Origin of the sequence: Amycolatopsis sp. NPDC004169 (assembly GCF_040610315.1) — a bacterium.
Classification (GTDB): Bacteria; Actinomycetota; Actinomycetes; order Mycobacteriales; family Pseudonocardiaceae; genus Amycolatopsis.
The window spans coordinates 63,677-82,973 of sequence record NZ_JBEXMD010000031.1; the positions used below are offsets into that span (position 1 = coordinate 63,677).

General features: G+C 72.7%; 19 protein-coding genes. 11 read left to right on the plus strand and 8 right to left on the minus strand.

Going from position 1 to position 19,297, the window contains the following annotated elements; genetic code table 11:
• Positions 1-6: 6 nt before the first annotated feature.
• Positions 7-849 carry an NAD-dependent epimerase/dehydratase family protein gene (locus ABZX11_RS33040; RefSeq protein ID WP_354920415.1) on the minus strand — a complete coding sequence of 281 codons (843 nt, stop codon included), beginning with the start codon at positions 847-849 and terminating at the stop codon, positions 7-9.
• A gap of 191 nt (positions 850-1,040) precedes the next feature.
• Here ABZX11_RS33040 and ABZX11_RS33045 point away from each other — a divergent pair, with 191 nt between their 5' ends.
• From ABZX11_RS33045 to ABZX11_RS33060, 4 genes are all read left to right on the plus strand, one after another.
• Positions 1,041-2,438, plus strand: coding sequence for a cellulase family glycosylhydrolase (locus ABZX11_RS33045; protein WP_354920418.1), 1,398 nt, complete (start codon positions 1,041-1,043; stop codon positions 2,436-2,438).
• Positions 2,439-2,548: 110 nt separating this feature from the next.
• Positions 2,549-2,908: a metalloregulator ArsR/SmtB family transcription factor gene (locus tag ABZX11_RS33050; protein WP_176176762.1), complete on the plus strand. Its 360-nt coding sequence runs from the start codon at positions 2,549-2,551 to the stop codon at positions 2,906-2,908.
• Positions 2,905-3,387, plus strand: a complete 483-nt coding sequence (locus ABZX11_RS33055; protein WP_354920421.1) for an SRPBCC domain-containing protein — start codon at positions 2,905-2,907, stop codon at positions 3,385-3,387. Before ABZX11_RS33050 ends, ABZX11_RS33055 begins: the two co-directional genes overlap by 4 nt.
• Entirely contained in the window at positions 3,384-3,935 is a 552-nt protein-coding gene (locus tag ABZX11_RS33060) for a TIGR03086 family metal-binding protein (protein WP_354920424.1), read from the plus strand. Before ABZX11_RS33055 ends, ABZX11_RS33060 begins: the two co-directional genes overlap by 4 nt.
• Before the next feature lie 33 nt (positions 3,936-3,968).
• On the opposite strand, the gene ABZX11_RS33065 is transcribed toward ABZX11_RS33060, so the two are convergent.
• Positions 3,969-4,349 carry a VOC family protein gene (locus tag ABZX11_RS33065; RefSeq protein WP_354920427.1) on the minus strand — a complete coding sequence of 127 codons (381 nt, stop codon included), beginning with the start codon at positions 4,347-4,349 and terminating at the stop codon, positions 3,969-3,971.
• A 107-nt stretch (positions 4,350-4,456) separates the two neighbouring features.
• On the opposite strand from ABZX11_RS33065, the gene ABZX11_RS33070 reads away from it, so the two are divergent.
• Positions 4,457-7,489: a discoidin domain-containing protein gene (locus ABZX11_RS33070; RefSeq protein ID WP_354920430.1), complete on the plus strand. Its 3,033-nt coding sequence runs from the start codon at positions 4,457-4,459 to the stop codon at positions 7,487-7,489.
• Between the two features lie 112 nt (positions 7,490-7,601).
• Positions 7,602-8,912 carry a cellulose binding domain-containing protein gene (locus tag ABZX11_RS33075; RefSeq protein WP_354920433.1) on the plus strand — a complete coding sequence of 437 codons (1,311 nt, stop codon included), beginning with the start codon at positions 7,602-7,604 and terminating at the stop codon, positions 8,910-8,912.
• Between the two features lie 2 nt (positions 8,913-8,914).
• Here ABZX11_RS33075 and ABZX11_RS33080 read toward each other — a convergent pair whose 3' ends face one another.
• Both ABZX11_RS33080 and ABZX11_RS33085 read right to left on the minus strand, forming a co-directional pair.
• Positions 8,915-9,667 carry an alpha/beta fold hydrolase gene (locus tag ABZX11_RS33080; RefSeq protein ID WP_354920436.1) on the minus strand — a complete coding sequence of 251 codons (753 nt, stop codon included), beginning with the start codon at positions 9,665-9,667 and terminating at the stop codon, positions 8,915-8,917.
• The gene (locus ABZX11_RS33085; protein WP_176176755.1) at positions 9,667-10,035 is read right to left on the minus strand and encodes a DUF1330 domain-containing protein; all 369 of its coding nucleotides are present in this window, start codon (positions 10,033-10,035) and stop codon (positions 9,667-9,669) included. The genes ABZX11_RS33080 and ABZX11_RS33085 overlap by 1 nt, the downstream gene beginning before the upstream one ends.
• 72 nt (positions 10,036-10,107) lie before the next feature.
• Between ABZX11_RS33085 and ABZX11_RS33090 the strand changes: the two genes are divergently transcribed.
• The 5 genes from ABZX11_RS33090 to ABZX11_RS33110 all read left to right on the plus strand — a co-directional run bounded on the left by ABZX11_RS33090 (position 10,108) and on the right by ABZX11_RS33110 (position 15,012).
• A complete protein-coding gene (locus tag ABZX11_RS33090; RefSeq protein WP_354920440.1) occupies positions 10,108-10,698 on the plus strand; it encodes a TetR/AcrR family transcriptional regulator in 591 nt (196 codons plus the stop codon).
• Positions 10,699-10,730: 32 nt separating this feature from the next.
• Entirely contained in the window at positions 10,731-11,729 is a 999-nt protein-coding gene (locus ABZX11_RS33095) for a LacI family DNA-binding transcriptional regulator (RefSeq protein WP_176176753.1), read from the plus strand.
• A gap of 144 nt (positions 11,730-11,873) precedes the next feature.
• A complete protein-coding gene (locus ABZX11_RS33100; protein ID WP_354920443.1) occupies positions 11,874-13,223 on the plus strand; it encodes an extracellular solute-binding protein in 1,350 nt (449 codons plus the stop codon).
• 8 nt (positions 13,224-13,231) lie between these two features.
• Positions 13,232-14,176, plus strand: coding sequence for a sugar ABC transporter permease (locus ABZX11_RS33105; RefSeq protein WP_176176751.1), 945 nt, complete (start codon positions 13,232-13,234; stop codon positions 14,174-14,176).
• A 20-nt stretch (positions 14,177-14,196) separates the two neighbouring features.
• Positions 14,197-15,012, plus strand: a complete 816-nt coding sequence (locus tag ABZX11_RS33110) for a carbohydrate ABC transporter permease (RefSeq protein WP_176178340.1) — start codon at positions 14,197-14,199, stop codon at positions 15,010-15,012.
• Between the two features lie 212 nt (positions 15,013-15,224).
• Here the strand turns inward: ABZX11_RS33110 and ABZX11_RS33115 are convergent, their stop codons facing one another.
• From ABZX11_RS33115 to ABZX11_RS33130, 4 genes are all read right to left on the minus strand, one after another.
• Entirely contained in the window at positions 15,225-16,487 is a 1,263-nt protein-coding gene (locus tag ABZX11_RS33115; RefSeq protein WP_354920446.1) for a putative peptidoglycan glycosyltransferase FtsW, read from the minus strand.
• A gap of 82 nt (positions 16,488-16,569) precedes the next feature.
• Complete coding sequence (locus tag ABZX11_RS33120; protein ID WP_176176750.1) at positions 16,570-16,818, minus strand: phosphopantetheine-binding protein; 249 nt, start codon at positions 16,816-16,818, stop codon at positions 16,570-16,572.
• Positions 16,819-16,820: 2 nt separating this feature from the next.
• The gene (locus tag ABZX11_RS33125; protein ID WP_176176749.1) at positions 16,821-18,035 is read right to left on the minus strand and encodes a ketosynthase chain-length factor; all 1,215 of its coding nucleotides are present in this window, start codon (positions 18,033-18,035) and stop codon (positions 16,821-16,823) included.
• Positions 18,032-19,297 (minus strand): beta-ketoacyl-[acyl-carrier-protein] synthase family protein, encoded by a 1,266-nt coding sequence (locus ABZX11_RS33130; RefSeq protein WP_176176748.1) that lies wholly within the window; start codon positions 19,295-19,297, stop codon positions 18,032-18,034. Before ABZX11_RS33130 ends, ABZX11_RS33125 begins: the two co-directional genes overlap by 4 nt.

Below are 19,297 nucleotides of genomic sequence, written 5' to 3' on the forward strand. Positions count from 1 at the left end.
ACGGTTTCAGCGGCCTTCCGCGAGGACCCGCAACGGATCCCGGTACCGCGGCGCCCAGCCCAGCTCGCGCTGCGCCTTGGCCGGGCTGAACTCCTGGTCGAGGGCGAACGCGTCCGCGATCGGGCCCATCTCGGTGCGGGCCTGCTCCAGCGTGATCGACACCGTCTTCCCGTCCAGGCCCGAGGCGTGCGCGCACGCCTCGGCCACCTGCTTCGCGGTGGGGTTCACGCCACCCACGCCGACGTAGACCGACCCCGGCTCGGCCGCCAGCGCCGCCACGTACAGCCGGGCGAGGTCGTCGACGTGGACCAGAGCCCAGTGGTTGTCCCCCTCGCCGATGTACGGGATCGCGCCGTTCTTCTTGCCCGGCTGGACGAAGAACGCGTCGATCAGGCGGTTTTCGCCGCCGTACAGCAGTCCCGGCTGCACGATCACCGGGCGGGGCGCGCGGGCCAGCACGGCCTCCTCCACCGGCCGGCGCCACGCCACCACCGCCGGCGGCCGCCACGGGGCCGTCTCGTCCCGCACGCCGCCGGTGTCGCCGTACACCCACGTGCCGCCGGTGTGCACGTACGTCCCGCCGCCTGCCATGGCCATGGCTGCGGCGAGGTCCTCCTCGCCCGAGGTGGCCTGGGCCAGGTGGACCACCGCCTCCGCGCGGGTGGCGGCGGCGCCGAGGACGTCGAGATCCGTGAGGCCGCCGCGGATCGCGATGGCTCCGGCCGCCTCCACGGCCGCTGCCGCGCGGTCGCTGCGGGCCAGCGCCTCGACCTGGTGGCCCACCCGCACCAGCTCCGCGATCGTGGCCCGGCCGATGTAGCCGGACCCGCCGGTCAGAAAGACCTTCATGCCTGCTCCTTTCGCTTACCCCGCCACTCTCGCCCCGGCGGGGAACCCGCGTCCAAGACCTCTTCCGGCGCCGGTGATACCCGCAGGGCATCAGGGGGCGCGCTCTTGACGACGACCGGCGCCGGATGTTCTCCTCTCTGGGAGCGCTCTCAGCCCGTCGAAACACTCGAACACCACACCAAGGGAGTTCAATGAAGCGCTCCATCGCTGCGCTGGCGGCCGCCGGCGCGACGGTTCTCGGCGGTACCGCCGTGCTGGCCATGCCCGAAGCCTCCGCCGCCGCGCAGGGCTGCCGGGTCGACTACACCGTCACCAACCAGTGGCAGGGCGGGTTCCAAGCCGGGGTCAAGGTCACCAACCTGGGCGACGCGATCACCGGCTGGTCGCTCAAGTTCACCTTCCCCGACGCCGGCCAGAAGGTCGCCCAGGGCTGGAACGCCACCTGGTCGCAGTCCGGGACCACCGCGACCGCGGCCAGCCCCGACTGGAACCGGACCCTCGGCCCGGGTGCCGTCGCCGACCTCGGCTTCACCGGCACCACCACCGGCGCCAACCCGATCCCGGCGTCGTTCGCACTGAACGGCGTCACCTGCACCGGCTCGACGACGACCACCACCACGCCCACCACGCCGACGACCAGCACGACCACGCCGTCCCCCGGCGGCACGCCGCTGGCGGCCAACGGGCAGCTGCACGTCTGCGGCGTCCACCTGTGCAACGAGGCGAACCGGGCGATCCAGCTGCGCGGCATGAGCACGCACGGCCTCCAGTGGTTCGACTCCTGCTACCACGACGCGTCCCTGGACGCGCTCGCGAACGACTGGCACGCCGACCTGCTCCGCATCGCCATGTACGTGCAGGAGAAGGGGTACGAGACCAACCCGGCCTGGTTCACCGACCGGGTCAACAGCCTCGTCGGCGAGGCCGAGGAACGCGGCATGTACGCGATCGTCGACTTCCACACCCTCACCCCGGGCGACCCGAACTACAACCTCGACCGCGCCAAGACCTTCTTCGCCGCGGTGGCCGCCCGCAACGCGAGCCGGAAGAACGTGATCTACGAGATCGCCAACGAGCCCAACGGGGTCAGCTGGGGCGCCATCAAGAGCTACGCCGAGCAGGTCATCCCGGTGATCCGGGCCGCCGACCCGGACGCCGTCGTGATCGTCGGCACCCGCGGGTGGTCCTCGCTCGGCGTCTCCGACGGGTCCGACGAGACCGAGGTCGTCACCAACCCGGTCAACGCCACCAACATCATGTACACGTTCCACTTCTACGCGGCCAGCCACAAGGACAACTACCGCGCCACGGTGAGCCGGGCCGCGACGAAGCTGCCGTTGTTCGTCACCGAGTTCGGCACGGTGACCGCGACCGGCGGCGGCACCCTCGACCAGTCGAGCACCACGGCCTGGCTGGACCTGCTCGACCAGCTGCAGATCGGCTACGCGAACTGGACGTACTCCGACGCGGACGAAAGCAGTGCCGCGCTGCAACCGGGCACCTGCGCGGGCGGTGACTACGGCACCGGGCGGCTGACCGCGTCCGGCGCACTGGTCCGGAGCCGGATCAGCACGGCCGACCACTTCTGAGGCACCGGGTGGGGCTCCGCGGAGCCCCACCCGTTCTCAACCTTCAGGTTGACAACAGTTCCGGCGCCGTCGTACGGTCTTGCTCAACCGAAGAGTTGAGGAAGAAACCGGTGGACGAAGACAGCGAACGGCTCAACCGGGTGTTCGCGGCACTGGCCGATCCGACGCGGCGCGACCTGGTGGCGCGGCTGGCCGGCGCGGACGCGACCGTCGGCGAGCTGGCCGAGCCCTACGACATGAGCCTCCAGGCGGTCTCCAAGCACGTGAAGGTGCTGGAAGAGGCCGGGCTGGTGACCCGCAGCAAGGACGCGCAGCGCCGTCCGGTTCACCTGGACGCGGAGGTGTTCGACCTGATGACCAAGTGGATCGAGCGGTACCGGCGGCAGGCCGAGGAGCGCTACCGGCGCCTCGACACGTTGCTGGGCCGCATGAACGGCAGCGAAACCCGCCCGCGAAAGGACGCGTCATGACCACGGCGAAGTACGAAACCGACATCCTGGCCGACGAGAAGGTCCCGACCATCCAGCTCGTCCGGGACTTCGACGCCACGCGGGAGCAGGTGTTCCGCGCGCACGTCGACCCCGAGCTGTACGCGCAGTGGGTCGGGCCGCACTCGGTCACCACGCGGATCATCCGCTGGGACGCGCGCACCGGCGGCGAGTGGGCCTTCGCCAACGACCGCGACGGCGCGGAGATCGCCGCCTTCCACGGCAGTTTCCACGAATTGCGGCCGAACGAGCGGATCGTGTCGACGTTCACCTACGACGGCGAGCCCGACGGCGTCGCACTGGAAACGCTGACCCTGGAGGAACTCGAGGGCGGCCGCACCCGGCTGCGGGTGCTCAGCGTGGTGCCGGACTTCGCCACCCGCGACGGCATGCTGGCCGGCGGCATGGACGTCGGGGTCAACGAGGGGTACGCCAAGCTCGACGAACTGCTCGCCCGATGACCCCGGCCGGTCAGCACGCCGCCGACGCCGCGCGCTTCACCGAACTCGTCGAATCGGCCTCGTCCGGCGACTGGACGCGCCCGGCTCCGGTGGCGGGGTGGACGGCCCTCGACATCGTCCGGCACCTGGTCGAGTGGCCGCGCGGCTTCCTCCTCGGCGCGGGGATCGAACTCCCGCCGCTGGACGTCGACGCCGACCCGGCGGGGGCGTGGAAGCAGCACGTCGCCGACATCCAGGCCATCCTCGAAGACCCCGCCGGCCGCGTGCTCAGCAACCCGCACACCGGCGACCGGCCGGTGGACGAGGCGATCGCGCAGTTCTACACCGGCGATGTCTGGATGCACTCCTGGGATCTCGCGAAGGCACTCGGCCGCGAGCCCGACCTCGGAGCGGAGCGCTGTGCGGAGGCGCTGGCGGCGATGCGGCCGATGGAGCAGCTGCTGCGCGACAGCGGCCAGTTCGGCCCCGCGGTGCCGGTGGCCGAGGACGCTCCGGCACAGGACAGGCTGATGGGCTTCCTGGGGCGCGATCCGGCCTGGCACGCCTGAGCAGTTGCGGACGGCGGGGGCCGTCGAGCCCGGTCACGGCCAGGTGCGGGCCAGCTTCCCGAACGTCTCCGGATCGCTGTGCACCGGCACCACGCAGAGCAGGTGCCCGCCGGGCGCGCGCAGGGTGTGGCACTCCAGCCAGCGGGACACCGGTTGCGCGCCCGAAGCGGTCAGGCGGGCGACCTCCGCCGCCACGTCGTCGGTCTCGATGTCGACGTGGTAGCGGGGTTCGCCGTCGATCGCCTGGACGTCGAGGAGCAGGCCGGGCAGGGCACCCTCCAGGGTGGTGAACTGCTCTTCGCCCGCCACCGGCCGGGCCGGCGCGCCGAGCGCGGCCGACCAGAACCGCGCGGCCCGGCCGGCTTCGGCGGCGGGCGTGTCGATGAAGATCCCGAACAAGCGACTGCGGTGCATTTCCGGGGGTTACCCGGATACAACGTTGTAAATCCCTGTTTACAACGTTGTATCCGACCGGCTACCGTTCCCCTGCCCGGTCCCCCAGGAGCACGAGGAGCGTCGGCATGCGCTCGCTTCGCCGTCTGTGCACGGTCCTGACCACCACGCTCGTCGCCCTGTCGGCCGCCGTGGTCCCCGCGGTGGCCGCGCAGGCCGGCCCGCCGCCGGTGTACCCCGCCGTCGGCCCGGGGACGCACCTGCTCGACCACCCGGCGAAGCTCGCCGGCCTGGGCGACCCCGGCTGGTACGAGGCCAACATCCCGTTCGTCGACCTGCCCGACAAGGCGATCGAGGACACCTACTACTACCGGTGGCGCACCTTCAAGGAGGCCCTCAAGTACACCGGGCCCGAGGACGGCTGGATCGTCTCCGAGTTCCTCGGCCCGGTCGGCTACTCCGCCCCCGGCGGCGGGATCGACGCCGCCGCCGGGCACCACCTGTACGAAGGCCGGTGGCTGCGCGACCCCCGCTACCTCGACGACTACGTCGACTACTGGCTGCGCGGCAGCGGGGCGGGCCCGAAGCCGGCGACCGACGGCCTCAACGAGAACACCACCGACTGGGCCCACGAGTACTCCTTCTGGGCCGCCGACGCCGTGCTCGCCCGGGCCTCCGTCGACGGCCGGTGGGACTTCGCCGTCGACCGGCTCCCCGAGCTGCAGCGGCAGTGGGCCGCCTGGGCGCCGCAGTTCGATCCGCTGCTCGGCCTGTACTGGCAGGTTCCGGTCTGGGACGCGATGGAGTACACCGCGAGCTCCTACCAGAGCCCGGATCCCTACCACGGCGGCGCCGGGTTCCGCCCCACGCTCAACGCCTACCAGTACGGCGACGCGCAGGCCATCGCGAACCTGCTGCGCCGCCGCGGCGCACCCGGCGACCGGCAGCTCGCCGACTCCTACGACCGGGACGCCCGCGGCCTGCAGGCGAACCAGGACCGCGTCCTGTGGGACAGCGGCGACGCGTTCTACAAGCACGTGATGCGCGACGGCAACCCGGCGCGCACCAAGATCGCCGACCGGGAGGAAATGGGCTTCGTGCCCTGGTACTTCCACATGGCCCCGGCCGGTGCCGCCGCCGCGTGGGCGCAGCTGACCGATCCGGCCGGCTTCGCGGCCCCGTTCGGGCCCACCACGGTCGAGCGGCGGAGCCCCTGGTTCATGCACGACGCCGCCGCCGGGTGCTGCCGCTGGTCCGGGCCGAGCTGGCCCTACGCCACCAGCCAGACCCTGACCGCGCTGGCGAACCTGCTCACCGACTATCCCCCGCAACCGTACGTGTCCACTCAGGACTACTACGCCCTGCTGCGCGGCTACGCCCTCACCCAGCGCAAGAACGGCGTGCCGTACGTTGCCGAGGCGCACCACCCCGATGAGGACCGCTGGCTCTACGACTCCCGCGGGCACAGCGAGGACTACAACCACTCGACGTTCGACGACCTCGTGCTGTCCGGGCTGCTCGGCATCCGGCCCCAGCAGGGGGACCACGTGCGGCTCGCGCCGCTCGTTCCGCCCGCTTGGGACCACTTCGCCGTGGAGAACGTGCCCTACCACGGGCGCAACCTGACCGTGGCCTGGGACCGCGACGGCCACGTCTACCGGCAGGGCGCCGGGCTGAGCGTCTGGCTGGACGGCAAGCTCGTGCACCGCCAGGCCGGGCTGACCGCGGTCGACGTGCCGGTCCGGCCCGGCAAGGCGGCCGCCGCCGACCACTCGGTCGACGACCTGGCGAACCCCGCCCGCACCGGCTACCCGGCGGCCTCGGCGTCCTCCACGTGGCCCGCGGACAGCCCGGCCAACGCGATCGACGGCCAGGACTTCGACCTCGACGTCCCGTCGACGCGCTGGACGAGCTACGGCAGCCCGAACCGCGACGACTGGCTGGCCGTCAACCTCGGCGCGGCCACCGACGTCTCCGACGTCCGGATCTCCTTCTACGACGACGGCGGTGGCGTCCGCACGCCCGATTCCTTCGCGCTGCAGTACCGCGCCGCGGACGGGACCTGGGCGGATCTTCCCGGCGGGCAAAGGGATCCGGCGACGCCGGTGCGCGGCAGGCCGAACCGGGTCGTCGTCCAGCCGGCGGTCCGCACCGACGGGCTGCGCGTCCGGCCGTCCAGAGTGGACGGTGGCGCGACCGGTATCACCGCGGTGCAGGCGTGGCGCGCCGAAGACGACCGGCTGAGGGTCCGGCTCCAGGACGATCCGCCGCGGCTGCGGCCCGGGCAGACGGCCGAAATCACCGGTTCGGTCCGCAGTGCGCAGCCGCTGACCGTCCGGCCCGCGCTCACCCTCCCCCGCGGCTGGACGGCCCAGCCGGTCGGCCCGGCCGGCGACCTGCGGCTCACCCCGGGCCGGGACGTGCCGCTGCGGTGGCGGGTGACGGCACCCGCGGACACGCCGGTCGGCACCCGGGCGCCGGTGCGGCTGCTGGTGTCCACGCTCGACCACGGCGTCCCGGTGCGCAGCACCGCCGACCTCGTGGGTGCGGAGGTCGTGTTCGACCCGGCCGATTTCGCCACGCCGGTGTGGGACGACGACTTCACCGGTGACCGGCTGAACGACTACCGCGTCGGCCCGCGGTTCGGGGAGCCGGTGCCCGCGCTGAGCCAGGCGGACGGCGCACTGGTCGCGTCCGCGAGCCGGCAGTCGGCCGCCGTGCTCGTGGCACCGGTGGCCGCCCCGGCCGGTGACTTCGCGGTGGTCCTCGAACCGCGGTCCTTCGCCGGGAGCGCCCCGGAGGACAGCGTGCTGCTCGGCCGCGCCGCCGGGCCGGACGATCTGGCCCTGGCCTGGTACAACCACCACTTCGGGACCTCCGGCGCGGACGTGCGGGCCGCTGGGCGCGACTACGGCGACGACGTGACCGGCGGGTGCTGCGCCGCCGTCGAGTGGTCGCCGGGCGACCGGTTCGCGGTCGTGTCCGACCACCGCGGCGGCCTCACCAGCTGGCTCGGCCACCAGGGCCGGTGGCAGCTGCTGCGGACGATCCCGGGCGGTCCGGTGATCGGCACGGGCTGGTCCCCCGCGATCGGCCTCCGGCTGACCTCGGGACAGCTGGCCCTCGAGCGGCTGACCGTCGTCGCCCGCGGCCCGGCGTGAGGAGGCGATTGACAAACGACGGGGGCACGGTGGACTCTGGGAGCGCTTCCAGACGACGCCGCCGGGGCCGCTTTCCGCCTGCCGCGGTACTTGAACCGCGGAAGGAGAGCCGATGGGATCCGCCTCGCGCCGGCCGGCCGCACGCCCGGGTGTGCTCGCCGTGATCGCCGTGCTCGTCGTGGGTGTTTCCGTGCTGTGGCCTTGGAAGTCGGGCGCCGCACCGGCCGCACCCATCACCGGCAACGCCACCCGCTTCGACGCGCTGGGTGCGCCCTACGGCGGCTGCGGCCTCCCGCAGGACGTGCTCGACGCGCCGGATTTCGTCGCCCTCAACGTCTACAACACCCCCGGTGACTACAGCTTCTACCCGCGGCCGATCCCGCCGTCGCAGGCCGCGAAGATCGGGCTGTGGGACAACGGCCGCAACTGCGGGCGGTTCGTGCAGGTCACCATCGGCGAGTACTGCACCGGCGTGAACGACGGCGCGCCGGGACAGCCGTTCTGCCGCAACGGGTCCTGGGTGACCGACGGTTACGCCGGCGCCCAGCTGACCATGGTCGTCGCCGACAGCTGCGGTGACTCGAACGCCTGGTGCCGCGACGATCCCGGCCACCTCGACCTCTCGACCGCGTCGCTGAACCGGTTCGTGAAGAACGGCGTCCCGGTCGGGGACATGAACCCCGGGCACTGGAACAACCGGCGCGTCTCGTGGTCCTACGTGCCCGCGCCGAACTACACCGGCGACCTGAAACTCGGCTTCCTCCAGGGCTCGCAACGGTATTGGACGGCCGTCGCCGTGTCGCACCTGCCCAACGGCGTCCACGGCGTGGAGTTCCAGGGCGCGGACGGCAGCTGGCAGCAGGCACCACCGGACAGCGACCTCGGCCAGGCCTTCCTCATCGGCCCGACCGCCACGGCCGGGACCTCCTACGCGATCCGGGTCCGCGACGCGGGCGACACCCTCGTCAACGACGGCCGCGTGTACCGCTTTTCCCTGCCGGACCAGTGCCTTTCCGGGTGCGCGGCCGCCTACACCGGGATCAGCTACACGACCGGGACCAGCACCGCGACGACCACGCCGACCAGCCCCACCACCACGACCACGACGACCACCCCGGCCGGGGCGTCGTGCACGGTGACCCCGGCGGTCACTTCGTCGTGGAACGGCGGGTACCAGCTGGAGTTCACCGTGAAGAACACCGGATCCACCGCTCTGACCGGCTGGACCACGGCGTTCTCCTTCGCCGGCGGCAAGCAGCTGACCAACTCGTGGAACGCCGCGGCCACCCAGTCCGGCCGGCAGGTGCAGGCGGCCAACCAGAACTACAACGGGACACTGGCCGCCGGCGCGGCGACGACCTGGGGCGCCGTGGTGACCGGCACGTCCCAGCCGCTGGCCGGGCTCGCCTGCACCGCCCGCTGAGGTCAGGGCAGGCTCGCCCAGAACCCGGTCAGCGCCGCGGCGCCGCGGTCCGGTTCGTGGGTCATCCACCAGTGACCGAGGCCGTCGAGGACGGCGACCCGCGCCCCGGCGCGGGCAGCGGCCCGGCGCCGTTGCTCCTCGCTGCCGACGACGTGGTCGGCCGTGGCCAGGATGGCGAGCCCCGGCCGGGCCGCCGCGCGTTCCAGCGGCAAGCCGAGGCCGGGCGCGCCGGCCGCGGCGGCGGCTCGGTACAGGGTGAGCACCGCGCGGCCCATCGCCTCGTTCTGCCCCGCCGCGACGCGGGCCGCGACCGCCCGGCCCATCCCGCGTTCCACCAGCACCGCGGCGCGTTCTTCGGGCGCCGCACCGAACCGGGCCGCAACATCGGCCTCGCCGACGCCCGGTGTCTGCCAGCGGCGGGCGAGTTCGTGCCACTCGTAGTCCGGGTCGAAGCTTCCGAGGGTGTCACTGACCCAGCTGCGGACCAGGTGCGGGTGGCTCAGCACGACGTTGAGGACGTGAGTGCCCCCGAAGTCGTGCCCCACCAGGTCCACCGGCTCGCCGAAGGCCGCCAGTTCGACGGCCAGCCAGTCCCGGTAGCCGGCCGGGGTGGCCGCGAACCCGGCGGGCAGGGGCGCGCCGAAACCGGGCGGGGACAGGCAGACCACGTCCGTTCTCGTGGGCGCGAGTTCCGCCAGCAGCAGGTCCCAGACCGCCGCCGTCTCGGGGTTGCCGTGGACGAACACCGCGGGCATCACGCCACCGCCGGCGTGGTCGGCTGCAGGACCGATTCCACCAGCGCCTCGGTGCGCAGGTGGGTGATCGCCTGGTACTCGGGATCGCGGACCATGGCCGCGAAGGCCTGCCGGTCCGGGTAGCGGACCAGCACCACCATGTCCCAGGCCTGGCCGGGCTCGGCGACCAGCGCCGGACCGCCGGCACCGAGGTACACCACCTGCAGGCCGTAGCGGGGGTTGAGTTCGGCGCGAAGCGCTTCGGCATAGCGCTGGTAGCTCTCGCGGCCGCCGTCCGGGCGGAACCGCAGCAGGTTCAGCATCACGACCGGGCCGCCGGGGTCGTCGGCGAGCAGGGCGTCGAGGGCTCGGTCTTCGATTTCGATCATCAGGACCTCCTGGCAACGCACTCTACACATACTTGTTGGGCAACACGCAAGTTACTTTGCTAGACTCCGGACATGCGCCGCACCCAGCAGGAACGCCGCGACCAGGCCGAAGCCGCGTTGCTGACCGCCGCCGCCGAACTCGTCGTCGAGCAGGGCGTGCGGTCGTTGACACTCGCCCGCGTCGGGGAACGGGCCGGGTACAGCCGCGGGATCGTCACCCACCACTTCGGCGGGAAGCAGGCACTGGTCGAACGGCTGGCGCGCGCCACACAGGCCGGGTTCGTCCCGGGGCTCGAAGACCTCCCGCCCGGCCTCGACCGCCTGCTGCGGCTGATCGACGGCTACCTCGGCGAACTCGGCCGGATCGGCGCGTTCAACCAGGCTTTCCTGCTGCTGTGGGCGGAAGCCGCCACCCAGCCGGAGCTGGCCCCGATCTTCCGCGAGCGGGACGCCGCCTTCCGCGCCGACCTGCGCGAAGACGTCGAAGCCGGCATCGCGGACGGCAGTATCGACGCGAACGCCGGGGCGGACGAGGTCGCGACCGCCGTCGTCGGCCAGCTGCGCGGGATCGCGTTGCAGCGGCTGCTCGATCCGGACAGCGTCGACACCGCAGCGCTGCGCCGGAGCGTCACCGCCCAGTGGCGCCGCGCCCTGACCCCTTAGGCTCGGCGTCTTACGCGAAGGGAGGGGACGGCGTGACCGAACGCGGACGGCTGCCACGCGTCAAGCGCGTGACGATCGAGGACGTGGCCCGGGAAGCGGGCGTGGGGCGGCAGACGGTTTCGCGAGCCCTGCGCGACCTGCCGGAGATCGCCCCGGACACCCGCGAGCGCGTGCTGGCGGCGGCGACCCGGCTGGGCTACCGGCCGAGCGCGCTGGCGAAGGGCATGCGCACCCAGCGCTCGGACGTCATCGCGCTGATCGTCTCCGACATCGCGAACCCGTTCTACCCGGCGGTGGCGCGCGGGGTGTACGACGCGGCGGAGGCGGCCGGGTGCAGCGTCGTGCTGTACAACACCGACGCCGACCCGGGCCGGGAACGCGACGCCATGGAGGACGCGCTGGCCCGCTCCGCGCGCGGGGTCGTCGGCTTCTTCTACGGCATGCCCGACGACGTCCTCGCCGACTACGCTCGCTCGGTCCCGCTCGTGGTGGCCGACCGGGAACTGCCGGCGGAGGTGGCGGCCTCGGTGAGCAACGACTTCGCGGCCGGCACCGCCGCGGCGGTGGAGCTGCTCGCCCGGCGGCCGGACGCCTGCCTCGGGATGCTGGACAGCTCGGTCGGCGTCGCGGTCGACGAGCGACGGCTGGCCTTCGTGACCGCGTGCGCGGCGCTCGGCTTCGGCGACGTCACCGCCCGCATCGTCCAGGGACCGCCGACCATCCCGGGCGGCAAGGACGCGGCCCGCCGGCTGCTTTCGGCGTCGCCGGAGGTCAACGGGATCTTCGCGTTCAACGACCTGATGGGCATCGGGGCGGTCCAGGCGGTGCTCGCCAGGGGCGGTGCGGTGCCGCGGGACTGCGCGGTCGTCGGCTTCGACGACCTGGAGATGTCGGCGTACCTGAACCCACCGCTGAGCACGGTCCGGATCGACAAGTACGACCACGGCCAGGCGCTGGTCCGAGCCCTGCTCGCGGACACCGCCGACCGGATCTCGCTGCCGGTTTCGCTGATCACGCGCGCGACCGCCTGAATCGAATCCGTCCGCACGACGCCCTTGACGGGGTGGCTCCGAGGTGCGCATACTCCCCGGGTGCCGCGGCCGGGAACATTCCCGGGAACGTTCCCGAGGCACCATCGACCGCTGCCGGGCCGCCCCGCGAAAGGACCGAACGCAATGACGCGTACCTCTCCCCCGACGAACCGGCTCCGCCGCCTGGGCGCCGCCCTGGCCGCCGCGTCGCTCGCGCTGGCGGGCTGCGGCAGCGCCGACTCCGCCGCGCCCGCCGCCGCGGCCGGCTGCGCGCCCACCGGGGGCAAGGTCGAGCTTTCGTTCTGGTCCTGGCTGCCCGGCATCGACCAGGCCGTCGCCCTGTGGAACCAGGGGCACCCCGACATCCACGTCACCGTCGAGCAGACCCCGCAGGGCAACCAGGGCACCTACAACAAGATGTTCACCGCGCTGAAGGCGAACCAGGCGCCGGACCTCGGGCAGGTCGAGTTCGACTCGCTCCCCGGGTTCCGCGTCCAGCAGGGCCTGCGGGACATCTCGGCCTGTCCCGGCGTCGCGGACGCCAAATCGAAGTTCGTGGACTGGACGTGGGCGCAGGCCTCGGTGGGCGGCGACGGCGTCTTCGCCATCCCGCAGGACACCGGCCCGATGGGCCTGTTCTACCGCAAGGACCTGTTCGAGAAGTACCAGGTGCCGGTGCCGACGACCTGGGACGAGTACGCCCAGGCCGCGAAGACCCTGCACGCCGCCGACCCGAAGCTCACGATCACGCACTTCCCGCAGAAGGACGTGAACTGGTTCGCCGGGCTGGTCTGGCAGGCCGGCGGGCACTGGTTCACCCAGGACGGGCAGCAGTGGAAGGTGAACCTGACCGACCCGGCGTCCACCAAGGTCGCCGACTACTGGCAGAACCTGCTTTCCCAGGGCCTGGTTTCGAACTACCAGGGCTTCTCCGAATCCTGGAACAAGGCCCTCGACTCCGGGCAGATCGCCACCTGGACCGGGGCCGTCTGGGGCGTCGGCACGATCGCGAAGGCCGCGCCCTCGACCGCCGGGAAGTGGGCCGTGGCGCCGCTGCCGCAGTGGACGAAGGGCGAGCAGCGCTCCGGCAACTGGGGTGGCTCGACCACCGCGGTGTTCGCCGGCACCAAGCACCCGGCCGAAGCGGCGCAGTTCGCCCTGTGGCTCGACAGCGACCCGCAGGCACTGGCCATCCTGACCGCCCAGGGCGGCATCTACCCGGCCACCGTGTCGGCCCAGGAGTCGGCGAAGGCGTCGCCGGAGAACACGCGGTTCTTCGGCGGCCAGGACGTCGACGCGGTGTTCCGCGAAGCGGGCAAGGGTGTCAGCCAGGACTTCACCTGGGGACCGTCGATGGAGCAGACCTACGCCCACGTCCGTGACGGCTTCGGCGCCGCGCTGTCCGGCAACGGCACGCTCGGCAAGGCGCTTTCCGAGGCCGGCGCGGCGACGATCACCGACCTGCAACGCCAGTCCATCCCCGTGGCGAAGTAGGGACGACGATGGTTGTCGCAGCGTCCCAGACCGTCGCCGGCGCGCCGCCCCGCCCCCGGGTGGCGCGCCGGCGGCGGGCGAACGGCAGCACCCGCGCGGCGTGGCTGCTGCTCGCCCCGTTCCTGCTCGGGTTCGCGGTGTTCTACGTGGCCCCGATCGTCGTGGCCGTGGTGAAGAGCTTCACCGCGGTCACCCGGACCTCCACCTACGGCCGCCCGGTCGAGGTGTTCGCCGGCCTGGCCAACTACACCGCGGCACTCGGCGACGCCGGGTTCACCGGCTCGGTCGGGCGGGTGCTGCTGTTCGGGGTGGTCCAGATCCCGGTGATGCTCGGCCTCGCGCTGGTGCTGGCCCTGGCCCTGGACTCGGCGGTGGTGCGGCTGCGGCGGTTCTTCCGGCTCGCGTTCTTCTTGCCGTACGCGGTGCCCGGGGTGATCGCCGCGGTGATGTGGGGCTTCTTCTACGCGCCCAACCTCTCGCCGGTCAACCAGCTGCTCGACCCGCTCGGCCTCCACCCGGACCTGTTGTCCGGCAGCGTGATCCTGTACTCGATCGCGAACATCGTCACCTGGACGTTCACCGGCTACAACATGCTGATCCTCTACTCGTCGCTGCAGGCGATCCCGCCCCAGCTGTACGAGGCGGCCCGGCTCGACGGTGCGTCCGGCTGGGCGATCGCGTGGCGGATCAAGGTGCCGATCATCGCGCCGTCGCTGGTGCTGACCGGGGTGTTCTCCATCATCGGCACGTTCCAGCTGTTCACCGAGCCCCAGGTGATGGCCGGGGTTTCGAGCGCGGTTTCGTCGTCGTACACGCCGTCGATGGCCGCCTACGCCCAGATTTCCGCCCAGAACTACGGCCTGGGAGCGGCGATGAGCGTGCTGGTGACGCTGCTCATCGCGGTCCTTTCGTGGCTGTTCTTCCGGATCACCCGCGCGAGGGCCGCCCTGTGACCGGCCACCGTTCGTCCTTCGTGGTGACCACGGCGATGTTCGTCGCCGCGGTCTACTTCCTGCTGCCGGTGGCCTGGCTGGCGATCTCCGCGACGAAGTCGGCGTCCGACCTGTCGACGACGTTCGGTCTGTGGTTCTCGGGCAACCACCTGGGCACCAACCTGCACGACACGGTGACCTTCGGCGACGGCTTGTACCTGCGCTGGCTGGCGAACAGCGCGCTGTATTCGGTGGTGGGCGCGGCGGCGGCCACGCTGCTGTCGGCGATGGCGGGGTACGCGCTCGCCAAGTACACCTTCCGCGGGCGTTCGGTGACGTTCTCGGCGATCCTCGCCGGGGTGCTGGTGCCGCCGACCGCGCTCGCGGTGCCGCTGTTCCTCATGCTGGCCGGTGTCGGGATGACGAACACGGTGTGGTCGGTGCTCCTGCCGAGCACGATCAGCCCGTTCGGGGTGTACCTGGCCCGCGTGTACGCGGCGGCATCGGTCCCGGACGAGATCCTGGAGGCGGGCCGCATCGACGGCGCGGGCGACGTGCGGATGTTCTACACGGTCAGCCTGCGGCTGATGGCCCCGGCGCTGATCACGATCTTCCTGTTCCAGTTCGTGGCGATCTGGAACAACTTCCTGCTGCCGCTGGTGATGCTGACCAGCGACCGGCTGTACCCGGTGACGCTGGGGCTGTACACGTTGAACACGCAGATCACGCGAGACCCGGACCTGAAGGCGATCGTGGTGACGGGGTCGCTGCTGTCGATCATCCCGCTGATCCTGGCTTTCTTGGCACTGCAACGGTTCTGGCGGACGGGGCTCGCGGCGGGAGCGGTGAAGGACTGAGAGCAGGGGCGGCGATCACCGGCACCCTCCGCGGGTGCGCCGCGCCGATCCGGCTGGGCAGCTCGGGCAGGCCAAGGGAGCCCCTGTCCCTGCGGCACATCGCCTTGCCATGGGCGCAATCGAGACTGCGTCCCCGAGCGCCTTCGGTGGACGCGCCCGCTCCGCTCCGCGCGAGGCAACCAACGGGCCCCACGGGCGCGCCGGGCGGGCAGTCAACGACCGGCGACACGCGCCGGTTCGCCCGGCGGACGCACCGTCCGGCGGCGGTCGCCCGCCGGGGCCGGGCGAGGTGCGTGCGGTGGGGGCGGCGGCCACCGCAGGAACCCGAACCGGCCCGGCGCGCGGTGGCGCAAAGCCGCCGCGGCTTCGGGTTCGGTGCGGGCGATGTTCGCGAGGATCCCGAACATCGCCGCCGTCACCAGCAACGACGATCCACCGTAGGAAACCAACGGCAACGTCACCCCCGTCACCGGCAGCAACCCCACCACGTACCCGATGTTGATCGCCGCCTGCGCGACCACCAGCAGCGTCAGCGTGCCCGCCACCAGGCGGGCCCAGGGATCGCGGACCCGCCGCGCGATCCGCGTTCCCACGATCGCGACCCCCGCGTACAAGCCGATCACCGCCGCGCACCCCACGAACCCCAGTTCCTCGCCCACCAGCGCGAAGATGAAGTCGTTCTCCACGCCCGGCAGGTAGCCCCAGTTCGCGCTGCCCCGGCCGAGCCCGCGGCCGAACACCCCGCCGTCGGCGAGCGCGTACAGTGCCTGGGTCGTCTGGTACGACGCCGACGAGTCCGACAGGAACGCCAGTACCCGCCCCAGCCGGTAGTCCGCGCTCATCGCCGGCACCGCGAACCCGGCCGCCGCCCCGGACACCAAGGCTGCGAACAGGCGCCCGGGGATGCCCGCGAACCACAGCAGGCCCAGCACGATCACGCCCAGGGTGACCGTCCCGCTCAGGTTCGGCTGGGCCATCACCAGCGCGAACATCAGCAGCGTCACCGGGACCACCGGCACCAGCAGGTGCCGCCAGCGGTGCAGCAGGTGCTGCTTGGCCACCAGCACGTGCGCGCCCCAGAGCACCAGCGCGAGCTTGGCGAACTCGATCGGCTGGACCGACTGCCCGGCGACGACGAACCAGCGCTGGGCGCCGCCGCCGGCCGCGCCCAGTGGGGTGAGCACCAGGACCAGCAGCACCAGCGCCACCGCCATCACCTTGCTCGCCAGCGCCCGGATCCGCCGCAGCGGCAGGCGCAGCGCCAGCCAGAACACCCCGGCACCGAGGCCCAGGTAGGTCAGGTGCCGGAAGAACAGGTCGTACTGCCCGCCGCCGGTGCGCGGGTCGTACGACGAAACCGACGACGCGCTCAGCACCATCACCACCCCGACCAGCGCGAGGATCCCGGCCAGCGCCAGCAGGACGTGGAACGACGCGAGCGCGGAGCCGCGGGACTTCTCGCTGATGGCGCGCACCCCACCCGGTTCGGGGAAACGGCGGTTCCGTTCCCGGCCCCGCCAAGCTAGCCACGCGCCGCTGGCAGGATGCTGAGAAACCTCAGCCCGGCACCAGCCGGTCGTTCACCGCCGCCAGCAGGTCGCGGGGACAGGCGAGCTCCGCGGTCGTCCCTTCGGGCAGCACCACGCCGTACCTCGTGCGCAGCAGGGCTTCCGCCTGCAGCAACGCCAGCGAGTCGTAGCCGAGGTCGTCGAACCCGGTCGTCAGGAACTCCTCCAGGTCCGCCGCGCCGTCGGCGTCGCCGCCCGCTTCGACGATCAGGTCCCTCAGTGCACTTGCGGTCAGCATGGTCACTCCTCTTCGGACGGTCGGACGGGCGTGACGACGACCGCCGAGTTGAACCCGCCCTGCCCGCGGGCCAGTACCAGCGCGGCGGACACGGCGGCCGGGCGCGGCTCGCCCACGACGAGGTCGAGCCCGTAGCCGGGCACGGGCCCGGAGACGTTCACCGTCGGCGGGATCACGGCGTCGCGCAGGCCCAGCAGCGCGGTCGCGACGTCGAGCGCGCCGCCGCCGGACGACAGGCGCCCGGTCATCGTCTTCGGCGCGGTGACCGGGACGGCGTGCCGCCCGAACACCGCCGACACCGCCGCGGCTTCCTGCGCGTCGAGCTCCGGAACGCCCGCCGCGTCGGCGTAGACGACCCCGACGTCGCCGGGCTCGAGACCGGCGTCGGCGAGCGCCCCGCGGATCGCCCGCTCCAGGCCGGGCCGCCCGGGGAGGTCGAAGGTCGCGCAGTAGCCGGCGAGCCTGCCGTACCCCGCGGCGCCCCGGGCCCTGGCGACGGCCTCGTCCTCGACCACCAGCAGCGCGCCGCCCTCGCCGGGCACGAAACCGTGCGCCTCCGGGGAGAACGGCAGGTACGCGTGCTCGGGCCGGGTCTCGGTGCTGATCCGGCCGCTGGCCAGCTGCGCGACCCAGCCCCACGGGCACAGCGACGCGTCGACCGCGCCCGTGACGACGAGCTCGCTCCCGCGCCGCAGCAGCCGCCGGGACTGGCCGAGCACGTCGAGCCCGCCCGCCTGCTCGGTGACCACGACCCCGCTCGCGCCGCGCATGCCGTGGCGGATCGAGATCTGCCCGGTGTTGACCGCGTAGAACCACGCGAACGACTGGTAGGCGCTGACGTGCTCGGGCCCGTCGGCCCACAGCCGCTGCAGTTCCCGCTGCCCGAATTCGAACCCGCCGGACGAGCTGGCCGTGGCGACGCTCATCGCGTACTCGGGCCGGTCGCCCGGGACGATCCCGGCGTCGGCGAGCGCCCAGTCCGCGGCCACCAGCGCCAGGCGCGTCATCCGGTCGGTCTGCGGCAGCAGCCGGCGCGGCAGGAGCTCGCCGGGGTCGAAGCCGATCTCGCCGGCCAGCCCGCCCGCGTACCCCGAGGCGTCGAACCGGGTCAGCGGCCCGATCCCGCCGCACCCGGCCAGGGTCGCCTTCCAGTACTCCTCGGTGCCGGCGCCGTTCGGGGCGAGCACGCCCAGGCCGGTGACGATCGCCGCGCTCACCGGCTCAGCCGTTCCGGCTTGCCCAGCACGACCGCGCTCTGGAAGCCGCCGAACCCGCTGCCGACGCTGAGCACGACGTCGACCCGGGCCTCGCGCGCGGTGACCGGCACGTAGTCGAGGTCGCAGGCGGGATCGGCTTCGTGCAGGTTCGCCGTCGGCGGCACCACCCCGCGGTCGATGGCGAGCGCGGAGGCGGCCAGCTCGATCGCGCCGATGGCGCCGAGGGAGTGCCCGATCATCGACTTGATCGAGCTCATCGGCGTCCGGCGGGCGTGCTCGCCGAGGCTGGTCTTGACCGCCGCGGTCTCGTGCACGTCGTTCTGCCGGGTACCCGAGCCGTGCGCGTTGACGTAGCCGACGTCCTCGGGGGCGAGCTTCGCCTCGCCGAGCGCCGCGTCGATCGCCGCCGCCATTTCGCGGCCGTCCGGGCGCAGGCCGGTCATGTGGAAGGCGTTGCAGCGGGCGGCGTACCCGCCGATCTCGGCGTAGATCCGGGCGCCCCGCCGCCGGGCCGCGCCCAGTTCCTCCAGGACGAACATGGCGGCACCTTCGCCGAGCACGAACCCGTCCCGGGAGCGGTCGAACGGCCGGGACGCGGTGGCCGGGTCGTCGTTGCGGGCGGTGGTGGCCTTGATCGCGTCGAAGCAGGCCACGGTGATCGGCGAGATCGGGGCGTCGGTGGCGCCGGCGAGCACCACGTCGGCGGAGCCTTCGGCGACCAGCGCGGCCGCGTACCCCACCGAGTCCAGCCCGGAGGTGCACCCGGCCGAGACCATCGCGACCGGGCCGCCGGCGCCGAACCGGCGGGCGACCTCCGCGGAGATCGAGCTGGGGACGAAGTAGTCGAAGAGGTGCCCGACCGCGCGGCCGGCATCGACCTCCCAGTGCCGGCCCCGGTCGCTGACCACGGCGTACTCCCGGTCCAGCCCCATGGTGCAGCCGACGGCGCTGCCGACGGTGACGCCCCAGCGGTGGGCGTCCTCCCCCGGCGCGGTGCCGGCGTCGGCGAGGGCTTCGCGCGCCGCGACCAGCGCGAGCTGCGTGCTCCGGTCGAGCCGCGCCGCCTCCTCGGCGGTGAACCCGTGCTCGGCCGGGTCGAAGTCGCATTCGGCGGCCACCCGGGACCGGAAGGGCGCGGGGTCGAAGAAGCTGATCGTCCGGGTGGCGGTGCGGCCCGCGGTGAGCAGGTCCCAGAACGCCGCGGTGCCCGTTCCCCCGGGTGCGACCACGCCCAGTCCGGTGATGACGACGCGTCGGTGCAC